The sequence below is a fragment of the Mycolicibacterium palauense genome, assembly GCF_002592005.1.
In the GTDB taxonomy this organism is placed as follows: Bacteria; Actinomycetota; Actinomycetes; order Mycobacteriales; family Mycobacteriaceae; genus Mycobacterium; species Mycobacterium palauense.
In genome coordinates, this window is the sequence record NZ_NVQF01000074.1 from 18,274 (window position 1) to 30,292 (window position 12,019).

Here is a 12,019-nt window from a genome sequence, read left to right on the forward strand (position 1 = left end):
ACGGCCGCGCGGGCAGGACGGGCCGGGCTCACAGGCGCGCGTAGTGCTCCTTGTCCTCGCTGAACTCGGCGAGCATCGCCGCGGTCAGTGTCGGCCGGACCTCCCCGATGGCGCGCAGGTAGTCCTCGGTGGTGGCGCGGCCGGCACCGCCGTGCACGACTTCGCGTTCGAAGGCCGCCTGGGCCCCCTTGCGGGCCGCGAACTCGATATCGGCGGGGGTGAACAGTTCCGAGGCGGCGACGAGCTGGTGCTCGTCGACGGCGTCGGCGACCGCACCGAGGTAACGGCGCCACACCGCGGCACGCGCGGGCGGATCCGGCGGCCCCACCGGGATCACGTAGTCGAACCGGCCCGGCCGCAGGAACGCCGAATCCAGCGCGTGCACGGAATTGGTGGCGCACACCAGCAGCCGCTTGTCGTGTTCGCGGAACGTCGGGATCAGTTTCAGCAGCTCGTTGGTGACACCGGTCTCGGTGATGCTGGCCCCGGCGCGGGCCGCCGCGATCTCCTCGACCTCGTCGATGAACAGCACCAGTTCCTCGAGCTCGTTGATCTCGGCGAAGGCCTCCCGCAACGAGGCCGCGAGCCCACCGGGCGAGGCGGCCGCCAGCCGCGACGGGAAGAGCTCCACGAACGGCCACCCCAGCCGCGACGAGATCCCCTTGGCGAAACTGGTCTTGCCGGTTCCCGGTGGACCGAACAGGATCACCGCCTTGGGCGGGCGGACACCGTGGCGTTCGGCGACATCGGGGTGCGCGAGCGGGTCGATGATCCTGCGTTCGATGATCTGCTTCTCGACCTCCATGCCGGCCAGTTCCGACCAGAGCCCGGGGGGCAGCAGCCGGCCCCCGAGTTCGGCCAGCAGGTTGGCCTGATCGGGCCGAAGGTGCTCGAAGAGTTCGTAGTAGACCAGCCCGTCGCGCCTGCTGTACCCGGAGTTCTCGAACGCCGCCGAGCCGGTGGCGTTCTCTCCCACGAGGGCGCAGATCCGGCGTACACCCACGTTGCGCAGCCGGCGTTCCAGGTCGGCCAGCAGGGCGCTGCCGATCCCGCGATGGCGCCAGCGTGCGGCCAACGCGACCAGCAGCACCCAGGCCCGCTCCCCGTCGGTCCGCGCGATCGCCATGCCGACGAGCTCGTCGCCGACCTCGGCCACCACGGCCGGCTGACCCGTCCGCGCCGCCGCCATCACCTCGGCGACGGCGAACACCGGTTCCGGTGTACCGGGGCTGCGGCTCTGGTCCCACACCTGGATCGCCTGGTCGAGGTCGTCGTCGGAAAAGTCGCGCAGTCTCCACACCGGCATGCCGCAGGATCGCACGAAATCCCGGAGTCGCTGCGGGTTTTGCCGCAACCGGCCACCGCGGCGGTGACAGGATCGGACCCGGAGGCGCCGACCGGCACGGTGGCGGGCATGGTCGGCACGGTGGGGGCACGAAGAGGGCACGGAGGGGGATGTCGTGGCGAGTCACGCAGCCGCACCGGGGCCCGACGGCGGGCCGGCAACCCAGCACGACGCCGCTGCCGGCGCGCCGCCGGGCGAACGCGCGATCCCGCTGGCCACCTACCGCTACGTGCGGGTGGGTCTGGTCGCCGTGGTCGCCGGCCTGTTCGCCTCGGTGCTGATGACGGCGCTGGCGGCGCGGCCGCCGTGCTGGCAGACCTCGATCAGCGCGTTCTACTTCACCACCACCCACGCCGTTTTCGTCGGCGCGCTGTGTGCGGCGGGAATCTGCCTGATCGCCTACAAGGGCACCACGGCGGCCGAGGACATCCTGCTGAACGTCTCCGGCCTGCTGGCGGTGGTGGTGGCCTTGGTGCCGACCGTCAGCCCGGCCGACAGTGCCAACGTGGCGCAGCCGGTCTGCGGCCTGTGGTCGCCCACTCAGCACGACACCGCCACGGCGATCCCGAACAATGTCGTCGCGCTGCTCACCGCGGCGGGTTCGGCGGTCCTGGTGCTGCTGATCGTGCGCCGCCGGGCGCTGCGCGCCCCGGCCGAGGAATTGGCCGAGCCCGCACCCCCGTCGGCACCGCCCGCCGCCACCGGCGGGGTCGCGGCGGCGGCACGCCTGACGTTGATGGCGGCGCAGCTGTTCGCACCCGCGCTGGCGGCGGGCCTCGCGGTCGGCGCGGTGATCTGGTTCGTGGTCGACCGGTCGTCGTTCATCGCCGACGCCCACAACTACGCGGCCGTGGCGATGTTCGTCGCGATCATCGCGGTGGTCGTCCTCTACGCCTGCTATGCCACCGTTCACCGCTGCCGCTGCGGCGCCGATCGGCGCGGGGCCGCGCGGCGCTACGGCGTGATCGCCGCGGTGATGGTGGTGACCCTGCTCGCGATCGCGGTCCTGCACTGGAGCCTGCCGACCTGGAATCACTGGGTGCTCGGCGCCGAGTCGCTCCTGATCGGCGAGTTCGCCTGGTTCTGGGTCGTGCAGACCCGCGACCTGTGGTTCGGCCCGTACTGCGTGGAGGTTCCGGGTCCGCGGCGCGTGGTCCGGGAGCTCGCGACCCGACGCCCGCGGGCCGGGGCAGGCTAGCTGGCCTGCTCCAGCACGGCGTCGTGCAATCGCGGAACCCGGCCGCACGGGTGGTTGATCGCGAAGCGGTGCACCGGGAGGTCTCGAATCTGCGCACCGTCGGGCAGCCAGGAGGCCGCGCCGGCTCCCCGGGCGTGCGGACCGTGGATCACGGTCCACCCCAGCGCGCGTGCGGCGTCGGCGAAGACGACCACCACGGTGTCGCGGGCACCCATCTGATCGAGCACGGCCCCCACGGGCTGGTCGGGGTCGACCAACAGCACCACGGGTTCGACGCCGGACTCCCCTGCCTGCTCGCCGGCTTGCTCGCTGGCCCGTTCGACGACTCCGCGGAACTCGGCCTGGACGGCGCCCGGGGCCAGGATCGTCTGCAGCAGCATCCGGTCGGCGCCGAGGTCGCGATGCACCGTGCCGATCTGTTCGCGGACCCACATGCCGTTCACCCGCGCCTCGACGTATTCGACCACCGGCGGCAGCCCGTGTCGGTCGACTCCCAGCCGGGCGCAGAGCTGCGCGCGATACGACGAGCGGGCCTCGTCGAGGGTGGCCGCGGCTCCCGTGCACCCGCTGGGCAGCGCGCGGTAGCCGACGGCGGGGCTCTGCTGGGGGTCATAGCGGAAGACGATGTTCTCGGTACTCGTCATGACGACCGGACTCCTTTCGTCCTGCCTGATGTGGTTCTTCCTGATGCGGGGTGGCTATCGGAACTGGCGAGGGCCACCCGGCCGCTCCTGGGACCATTCCTGGGACCGTGTCCGGGGCCGTCCATGAGGTGATCGGGCCAGCAGGTGAAGTCCGCGGCCGCGCACCGTCAGGGTGACGCGGCGACCGGCGGGCAGGTACAACTCCACCCGGGTGCGGACCCGTTGGGACGCACGTTTCATCGGTGGGATACCTCCTTGGGCTGCAGCAGAACTGACAGCGTGAGAATCGCCAGACCGGCGACGGCGAGGGCCGCGCCGGCCGCGGCCGGGGCGGTGTAGCCGAATCCGGCGGCGATCACCAGGCCCCCGATCCATGCGCCGGAGGCGTTGGCGATGTTCAGTGCCGAGTGGTTCAACGCGGCGGCCAGGGTCTGCGCGTCGGCGGCCACATCCATCAGCCTGGTCTGCAGGGCCGGAGCAATGGCCGCACCGCCGGCGCCGATCGCGAACAGCAGCACCAGGGCCGAGACCGGATGGTGGGAGCCCACGACGAAGGCCACCAGCACCACGGCGAGGGTCCCGAGCGAGAGATAGAGCCCGCGCAGCACCGACCAGTCGGCCAACCGGCCGCCGACCAGGTTGCCCACCACCATGCCCAGGCCGAAGAGCATCAGGGCCACCGGCACCATCGCCACCGACAGCCCGGCGACGTCGGTCAGCGTGGTGGACACGTAGGTGTACACGGCGAACATGCCGCCGAAACCGACCATGCCGACGCCGAGGGCCAGCCAGACCTGGGGGCGCCGCAGCGCGCCCAGCTCGGTCAGCGGGCTGCTGGCGTGCAACGCGCTCAGCGGCGGCAGCCACACCGCGATCGCGGCCACGGTGGCCGCACCGATGAGGACCACCAGGATGAAGGCGGCACGCCAGCCCAGTCCCTGGCCCAGCCAGGACGCCAACGGCACCCCGAGCACGGTGGCCACCGTGAGACCGGTCATCACCTGCGCGACCGCCCGGGCCCGGTTGCCCGGGCCCAGCAGCCGCGCGGCGACCAGCGCGGCGACGCCGAAATACGCCCCGTGCGGCAGGCCCGCCAGGAAGCGGGCCGCCAGCAACGACCCGTAGGTCGGGGCCAGCACGGTGGCGACATTACCCAGCGTGAACAGGGCCATCAGCGCCAGCAACAGGGCCTTGCGCGGCCACCGGGCGGTCAGGGCCGCGATCGACGGTGCCCCGATGACGACCCCGAGTGCGTAGGCGGAGATCACGTGACCGGCGATCGGCTCGGAGACGTGCAGCCCGGCCGCGATCTGGGGCAGCAGCCCCATCGCCACGAACTCGTTGGTGCCGATCCCGAACCCGCCGAGCGCGAGACCGAGGATGGCCAGCCGGATGGCGGCCGGGTGCAGCGCCACCATGGCCAACGGCGTGGCCGTTTCATTCGCGCGCGCGGCGGTGGAAGTCACGGGGGTCGGCTTTCGGTTGTGCGGCCGCCGCGGCGGCCGCTGTTCTGAATGCTGTTCTGAATGCTGTGGTGAATCCCGGGTGTCCCGGGGTGCTCCTGGGTGTCCCTCGGATCAACACCGCCGTCGATTGTGCGGGTCCACCCCGACACCGGGACCACCTGGCTTCGATCAGGACCTGCCGCGCTGCAGTCACCCGTCAAACCAGAGCCTAGCGAGGCTTTGGGCACCCATCCAACCTACTTAGGTCTTTTTCCGACAAAAGTGAGAAGCCTTACAGCTGTTGCCTGACCTGACCTGGGCTTGTTTCAATGAAAAGATGCCCGTCATCCGGGGATCCAAGCCACCCTCGCCGCCCGCCACGGCCGGCGAGGTGTTCGGTCTGATCCGCCACGGGGTCGCGACCACCCGCTCCGAACTGCGCCGGGTCACCGGCCTGTCGCGCACGGCGGTGGCCGCGCGGGTGGCGGCGCTGGCCGATCACGGGCTGGTGGTGGAGCGCGAGGAGGGCATGTCCACCGGCGGCAGACCCCCCGCGGTGCTGCGGTTCAACGCCGAGGCGGGCGTCGTGCTGGCCGCCGCGATCGGCCGCAGCCGCACCCACCTCGCGGTGTGCAATCTGGCCGGCCAGGTGCATGCCCACGTCGATCTCGACCAGAGCGTCGCGGCCGGGCCCGACGACCTGATGCCGCATCTGGCCAAACAGCTGGAGGCACTGGCCGAGGAGAGCGGCCACGACAGCGCACCGGTGCTCGGCGTCGGGGTCAGCCTGCCCGGCACCGTGGACGTCGCCCGCGGAGCCAGCCTGGACTCGCCGGTGATGTCCGGTTGGGACGGCGTCGCGCTCGGGCCCTACTTCCGCGACATCACCACCGCCCCCGTTCTCGTCGACAACGACGCCAATGTGATGGCCCTCGCCGAACGCCACGGCCAGTTCCGCGGCGTCGACGATCTCCTTCTGCTCAAGGTCTCCACCGGCCTGGGCGCCGGAATCATCGCCGGCGGGGCGCTGCAGCGCGGTGCGATGGGCGCGGCCGGCGAGTTCGGCCACAACAAGACCCCGACCGCCACCGGGCTGACGTGCCGGTGCGGTGACGTCGGCTGCCTGGAGGCGGTCGCCGGAGGGTGGGCCCTGGTGCGCTCCCTGCGGGAGCAGGGCCGCGACGTCGGGCACGTGCGCGACGTGGTGGAACTGGCCAACCACGGCGACGCCGAGGCCCGCCGCCTCATCCGGGAGAGCGGACGCCACATCGGTGAGGTGATCGCCGCCGCCGTGAACCTGCTCAACCCGGCGATGATCATCGTGGGCGGCGACACCGCGCAGGCCTACGACATCCTGGTGGCCGGCCTGCGGGAGGCGCTGTATCGCAATGCCAGCGCGCTGGCGACCAGGGCACTGCAGGTCGTCCCGGCCACCGACGGCGACCGCTCGGCGGTGCTCGGCAGCGCGGCGCTGGTCCTCGACACCATCCTGGGCGCCGAGGCCATCGACGCCACGCTCGGCGCGCGCGCCTGACGCGCACCCGCGGCTCGCCAAGCGGCTGAGCCAGCTCGGCTCGTGCGGCCGCCCTCCAGGCCGAGTGGGCGCCACCCCAGACAGATCTCGACATCGCCAACGCACCCGATCGTCAAAATTTCAGATTTGATCAAATCTTGGCGTAGCCTCACACCGAGTCGACCAACCAGTTGTGGGGTGCCGGTACGGACCCCGCACTCCCGACGATCCGAGGACACCACGTATGGACCTGAGCTGGTCGGATGCCGATTCGGCGTTCCGCGACGAGGTACGGGCGTTTCTGGACGAGAAGCTGACCGCGGACCTGCGACAGGCGGGGAAGCTGATGACCAGCGTCTACGCCGAGCACGACGCCAGCATGGCCTGGCAGGCCATCCTGCACGAGCGCGGATGGGCCGCGCCGGCCTGGCCGGTCGAGTACGGCGGCACGGATTGGACGCTGACCCAGCACTACATCTTCAGCCGGGAATCGCAGCTGGCCGGGGCGCCGTCACTGTCGCCGATGGGCATCAGGATGGTCGCCCACGCGATCATCCGCTACGGCACCCAGGAGCAGAGGGATTTCTTCCTGCCGCGGATTCTGACCGGTGAGGTGTTCTTCTGTCAGGGCTACTCCGAACCGGAGTCGGGCTCCGATCTGGCCTCCCTGCAGATGGCCGCGCTCGACGACGGCGAAGACCTCGTCTGCACCGGCAGCAAGATCTGGACCACCCATGCCACCGAGGCCAACTGGATGTTCGCCCTCGTGCGCACCTCGCGCGGTCCGCGCAAGCAACAGGGCATCACCTTCGTGCTCATCGACATGTCCACCCCCGGCATCGAGATCCACCCGCTGGTGATGACCTCCGGGGAAGAGGTGCAGAACCAGGTGTTCTTCGACAACGTCCGGGTGCCCAAGAGCAACGTCATCGGTGAGATCGACGACGGGTGGACCGTGGCCAAGTACCTGCTGGAATTCGAGCGCGGCGGCGGGGCCACGGCCCCTGCCCTGCAGGTGATGGCCGACGAGATCGCCGAGGCGGCCGTAGGGCAGCCGGGCCCGGCGGGCGGCCGCCTCATCGACGACCCCGGCTTCGCCCACCGGCTGGCCGACGCCCGAATCCGCACCGAGGTGCTGGAGATCCTCGAGTTCCGCACCCTGGCCATCGTCGCCGAGGGCCGCAATCCCGGACCGGCGTCGTCGATGCTCAAGGTGCTCTCCACCGAACTGAGCCAGACGATCACCGAACTCGCGCTGGAGGCCGCCGGCCCCCGGGGCCGGGCCTACCAGCCGCACGCCACCCGCCCCGGCGGTCCGGTGGCCGAATTCGATCCGCCACCCGATGGCTACCTCTCCGGGCAGCCCTGGCAGGCGGTGGCGCCGCTGCGCTACTTCAACGACCGGGCCGGCTCGATCTATGCCGGCAGCAACGAGATCCAGCGCAACATCCTGGCCAAAGCAGCATTGGGGCTCTGAATGGACTTCACACTCACCGGCGAACAAGAGCTGCTGCGCGACGGGCTGACCAAGTTCCTCGCCACCCGCTACGAGCTGGGCAAGAGCCGCACCGCGGCCAAGACCGGCGCGGGCTGGCAGCCCGACATCTGGCGCTCCTTCGCCGACGAGCTGGGCATTCTCGGGGCCACGCTGCCCGAAAGCGCCGGCGGCCTCGGCGGCGGGCCCGTCGAGGTCATGGTGATCGCCGAGGCTCTGGGCCACGCGCTGGTCATCGAGCCCTACGTCGACACCGTGGTCATCTGTGGCGGTCTGCTCGCGCGCGCCGGCGGCGAACGGGCCACCGCGCTGCTCGAGCAGATCGCCGCCGGGACGGCGGTGGTCGCGCTGGCCTCGATGGAACCCGATTCGGGCGACAACATCACCGAGGTGACCACCACGGCCCGGCGCGACGGGCAGGACTGGGTGCTCGACGGGGCGAAGATCGCCGTGCCGGCCGCCCCGCTGGCCACCCACCTGATCATCACCGCGGCCACCGATGAGGGCATCTCCCTGTTCGTGATGGAGTGTGATTCGGCGGCTCCGCCCGCCGGGATGGTGGCCCACGGCTACCGCACCATCGACGATCGGCGCGCCGCCGACCTGGAGTTCACCGGCCTGCGGCTGCCCGCCGACGCGCTTCTCGGCGAGGCCGGACAGGCGTTGCCGTCGCTGACCCGGGCCCGCGACGAGGGCACCGCGGCGATCTGCTCCGAGGCCGTCGGCGCGATGCGCAAGGTCTTGTCCGACACCGTCGAATACAGCAAGCAGCGTCAGCAGTTCGGTACGCCGATCGGCAGTTTCCAGGTGCTGCAGCACCGCATGGTGGACATGTACATGGAGGTGGAGCAGGCGGTCGCGGCGGCCTACCTCGCCGTGCTGAACCTGGACGCCGACCCGGACGTGCGCGCACGCGCGGTCTCGGCCGCCAAGGCGACGGCGGGCCGAGCGGTTCGCTTCGTCGGCCAGAACGCGGTGCAGCTGCACGGCGGAATGGGCATGACCGAGGAACTCGCGATCGGCCACTACTTCAAGCGGCTCACCGCAATCCAGTACGAGTTCGGCTCCACCGCCCACCACCTGAGCCGATACGCCGAGCTCACCCGCCCCGCCGCGGCACGCTGACACACCCACAGCACCCGGACAGACGCCTACCATCGGACTCAGAGGCAACCTTCGCCGAGGGAGGGACAGGAAGGGGCCACCGTGCTCTGGGTCTTCGTTGTTGTGCTGGTGGGTGCGGTGTTCGCCGTGGCCTTTGCACTTCTGGGCGCCACCCGGCTGGTGATGGCGCCGCACCGGGCCGGGCTCACGGCCCGGCAACGCATCGCGCTGGTGGTCCTGGCGGTGATGGCCGTGGCAGCCGCCGCCTGGGTCGTCGACCAGTTCGGCTGGGGCGCCGCCGTCGCCCCGGTCCTGGTGTGGCTGGCCGCGTTCGCGCTTCTGCGCAACACGGCCCCGGTCCGGGAATCCGAGGCCGAGCAGTTCGGGCGCCTGGAGGAGGAGTTCGGCCCCGACGGGGCGCAGCAGCTCGTGCATGCCCGCGCCTGCGTGGAGGCCATCCGCGGCACCCGGGCCGCCGATGACGGCTGGCTCGGTGACCGAGCCGAGCTGGATTTCACCGGTGACCTCGACATGATCGCCGGTCACCTGCAACGGGCCCGAAGTCTGCAGCGCGTGATCGACGAGTCCGCGGCGCTGCCGCACGCCAGCGCCGACGATCTGCGGCTGCAACACGACGCCGAGCGCGCCGTCGCCCGGTTGCGCGACGAGGTCACCGAGCGGATCCAGGCGCTCGGTGACTGCGCGATCCAGGCCCAGCAGCTCGACGGCATGCTGGCCGCCGAACAGGAGCGCGACCGGCTGGCCGCGCGCCGCGACGACGTCCGCAGCCGGCTGAGTTCGCTGCTCTACGGCACCGAGGCCACCCCCGCCGCCCCGCCGTCACCGACGGCCGAGGCCATCAATGCCCGCGTCGCCGCGTTCCGGGAGCTCAAGGACGACCTGAAACTGCAACGCCGGCAGGGGGATCAGAGCTCCCGGAACGATGGAAGTCCGGGGCCCGACCTCCCCTCGGCCGGCTGACACCTCGCAGCCCAGGGCCTGCGCTCAGGACTGCGCGGCGGTCCAGTCGTAGGGCAGGAACTTCCCGTCGAAGGTGACCACCACCCGGTCGCCGGCCGGATGGGGCTTCCTGGCGACGTCGACGCTGAAGTTGATCGCGCTCATGATTCCGTCGCCGAACTCTTCGTGGATCAGCTCCTTGATCGCGCCTCCGTAGACCTGCAGCGCCTCGTAGAAACGGTAGATCGTCGGGTCGGTGGGCACCGCGGAGGGCAGGCCGCCCCGCATCGGCACGGCGGCCAGCACCGCGGCCGCTTCGGGCTCGAGCCCGAGCATCTCCACCAACACCGCGGCCTGTTCGGCCGGGATCGGCTGCTGCCCCAGGAGGGCCGAGGTGGTCCACACGACGGGGCGGTCCACGGCGTCGGCGAGCTGCTGCCAGGTCAGCCCCTTGGACAGCCGGGCGAGGACGATCTGTTCGGTGAGCTCTTCTCTGCGCATGACCCCATAGTGCCCATACCGATGTTTCGCCGGTATGACCCGACTGTGCAGCCACCCTGCCCCGCCCCGGTGCCGGACTACCCTCACGATCACCAGCGGTGCCGACCCGGAGGGACCCGCCAGTGATTCGCAGACCATGCTCACCGTGCTGACGGTCGAGCCCCTGGACTTCGGGGTCGGCAACCGGATGGCGAAACTGCTGCGGGGGTTCGCCACCCGGCCCGGGCACCGGCACACGCCGATCGACTATCCCGCGACGCTGTCGCGGTCATCGATCCCCAGGGGTGTCGACGCGCTGGCGCGACAGATCGCCGACGTCCCCGGCGACAAGGTCGTCCTGGCGCACTCGCAGGGCGCCCAGGTCGCCTCGGAGTGGCTGCGGGCCCACGCCGGCGCCCCGGGGGCGCCGCCGCCGGCCCGGCTCTGGTTCATCCTGACCGGCAACCCGCAGCGCCGCATCGGCGGCAGGGCACGCCGATCGGTCACCGGCGACCGGCTGCTCCCCACGCCCGACGACACCCAGTACCGGGTCTTCGACCTCGCCCGACGCTGGGACGGCTGGGCGAACTGGGACAACTACCCCGATGGCCCCAGCCGGCGGGCGCGTGCCCGGCTGATCCTGGGCATGACCGCCGATCACACCGACTACACCGACGTCGGCGTCGATGATCCGGCCAACCGCGTACGCGCGGTGGTCGGCAACACCGTCTACATCATCACTCCCTGAGATCACTCCCCCGAGATCGCTCCCCCGAGCCCAGGCACGGGCCCCGTGCGTCCCGGCGACCTGGGCAACATAGGATGCCCTAACATCACAGCGCACCGTCGGAACTGGAGCACACCACTCATGAGCAGCCAACCCACCGACGCCACCGGGCTTCGCGTCCTGGTCGTCGGGGCCTCCTCGGGAATCGGTCACGCGGTGGCCGTCTGCGCCGCCCGGCGCGGGGCCGACGTCGCCGTCGCCGCACGCCGCATCGACCTGCTGACCGAGCTCGCCGAGGAAATCGGCGGGCACGCCTTCGAACTCGACGTCGAGAACGCCGCCACCATCGAGCGGGTGGTGGATGCCGCCGCCGGGGCGCTCGGCGGGCTCGACGCGGTGGTGTTCACCAGCACCGTCGTGCCGTTCGCCCACATCGAGGACACCGACCTCGCAACCTGGCTGCACGCCTTCTCGGTGAACACCATCGGCGCCAACAACGTGCTGCGGGCCGCGCTGCCGCACCTGTCGGCCGACGGCGTGGTGCTCATCGCGTCCAGCCACGACGTCGGCCGGCCGCGTGCGGGCGTGGCCGCCTACGGCGCCAGCAAGGCCGCCCTCGACGAACTGCTGCACTCCTGGCGCAGTGAGCACCCCGACCTGTGCGTGCTGCGCGTGGGGATCGGGCCCACCAAGGACACCGAGATCCTGCGGGGCGCCGACCGCGACCTGCTCGCCCAGCTCTTCCGGTCCTGGGTCGAACACGGGCAGCTTCCCGCCCAGATGTCGGAGCTCGGCGATGTCGCCAACACCCTGGTCTCGCTGGTCACCATGGCCTACGCGAATCCCAGCGTCGTACCCGAGATCGTGCAGCTCGCGCCGCGGATCCGGGGCCTTGCCGGCGGCGCGGACCGACACGCCGTGGAGCCCACGCCGTAGAACCGGACCGCTGCACCGGCTACCGGCTACGGGTGCCGGGGCCCCATCATGCCGCCAGGACCCATCCGGTCCCTTATACACATCTGACCCTGTCGACGATACGCCCTTTGAAGCACCCGGTTGGCGCCGTCCAACATCAAAAAAACACAACCAGACTACTCTACGCACACCA

11 protein-coding genes are annotated in these 12,019 nt (G+C 71.1%); 7 read left to right on the forward strand and 4 right to left on the reverse strand.

Annotated elements, in window-relative coordinates:
• Positions 1 to 28 precede the first annotated feature (28 nt).
• Positions 29 to 1,306: an ATP-binding protein gene (locus CSR00_RS23085; protein ID WP_099024753.1), complete on the reverse strand. Its 1,278-nt coding sequence runs from the start codon at positions 1,304 to 1,306 to the stop codon at positions 29 to 31.
• A gap of 154 nt (positions 1,307 to 1,460) precedes the next feature.
• Between CSR00_RS23085 and CSR00_RS23090 the strand changes: the two genes are divergently transcribed.
• Positions 1,461 to 2,543 (forward strand): diphosphate--fructose-6-phosphate 1-phosphotransferase, encoded by a 1,083-nt coding sequence (locus CSR00_RS23090; protein WP_099024754.1) that lies wholly within the window; start codon positions 1,461 to 1,463, stop codon positions 2,541 to 2,543.
• Here CSR00_RS23090 and CSR00_RS23095 read toward each other — a convergent pair.
• Both CSR00_RS23095 and CSR00_RS23100 read right to left on the reverse strand, forming a co-directional pair.
• The gene (locus CSR00_RS23095) at positions 2,540 to 3,187 is read right to left on the reverse strand and encodes a hypothetical protein (protein ID WP_099024755.1); all 648 of its coding nucleotides are present in this window, start codon (positions 3,185 to 3,187) and stop codon (positions 2,540 to 2,542) included. The two genes, CSR00_RS23090 and CSR00_RS23095, sit on opposite strands and share 4 nt — an antisense overlap.
• Before the next feature lie 236 nt (positions 3,188 to 3,423).
• The gene (locus CSR00_RS23100) at positions 3,424 to 4,605 is read right to left on the reverse strand and encodes an MFS transporter (RefSeq protein ID WP_099024756.1); all 1,182 of its coding nucleotides are present in this window, start codon (positions 4,603 to 4,605) and stop codon (positions 3,424 to 3,426) included.
• Positions 4,606 to 4,969: 364 nt separating this feature from the next.
• On the opposite strand from CSR00_RS23100, the gene CSR00_RS23105 reads away from it, so the two are divergent.
• The 4 genes from CSR00_RS23105 to CSR00_RS23120 all read left to right on the forward strand — a co-directional run bounded on the left by CSR00_RS23105 (position 4,970) and on the right by CSR00_RS23120 (position 9,725).
• Entirely contained in the window at positions 4,970 to 6,166 is a 1,197-nt protein-coding gene (locus CSR00_RS23105; protein WP_099024757.1) for an ROK family protein, read from the forward strand.
• A gap of 223 nt (positions 6,167 to 6,389) precedes the next feature.
• Positions 6,390 to 7,622: an acyl-CoA dehydrogenase family protein gene (locus CSR00_RS23110; RefSeq protein ID WP_099024758.1), complete on the forward strand. Its 1,233-nt coding sequence runs from the start codon at positions 6,390 to 6,392 to the stop codon at positions 7,620 to 7,622.
• Positions 7,623 to 8,765 carry an acyl-CoA dehydrogenase family protein gene (locus CSR00_RS23115; protein WP_099024759.1) on the forward strand — a complete coding sequence of 381 codons (1,143 nt, stop codon included), beginning with the start codon at positions 7,623 to 7,625 and terminating at the stop codon, positions 8,763 to 8,765.
• Positions 8,766 to 8,846: 81 nt separating this feature from the next.
• On the forward strand, positions 8,847 to 9,725 hold the full coding sequence (locus CSR00_RS23120; RefSeq protein WP_141564446.1) for a hypothetical protein: 879 nt from the start codon (positions 8,847 to 8,849) through the stop codon (positions 9,723 to 9,725).
• 24 nt (positions 9,726 to 9,749) lie between these two features.
• Here the strand turns inward: CSR00_RS23120 and cynS are convergent, their stop codons facing one another.
• Positions 9,750 to 10,205 carry a cyanase gene (gene cynS / locus CSR00_RS23125; protein ID WP_099024761.1) on the reverse strand — a complete coding sequence of 152 codons (456 nt, stop codon included), beginning with the start codon at positions 10,203 to 10,205 and terminating at the stop codon, positions 9,750 to 9,752.
• A 145-nt stretch (positions 10,206 to 10,350) separates the two neighbouring features.
• Between cynS and CSR00_RS23130 the strand changes: the two genes are divergently transcribed.
• Positions 10,351 to 10,932 (forward strand): alpha/beta fold hydrolase, encoded by a 582-nt coding sequence (locus CSR00_RS23130; protein ID WP_176562214.1) that lies wholly within the window; start codon positions 10,351 to 10,353, stop codon positions 10,930 to 10,932.
• Between the two features lie 120 nt (positions 10,933 to 11,052).
• A complete protein-coding gene (locus tag CSR00_RS23135) occupies positions 11,053 to 11,847 on the forward strand; it encodes an SDR family oxidoreductase (protein ID WP_099024763.1) in 795 nt (264 codons plus the stop codon).
• Positions 11,848 to 12,019 lie beyond the last annotated feature (172 nt).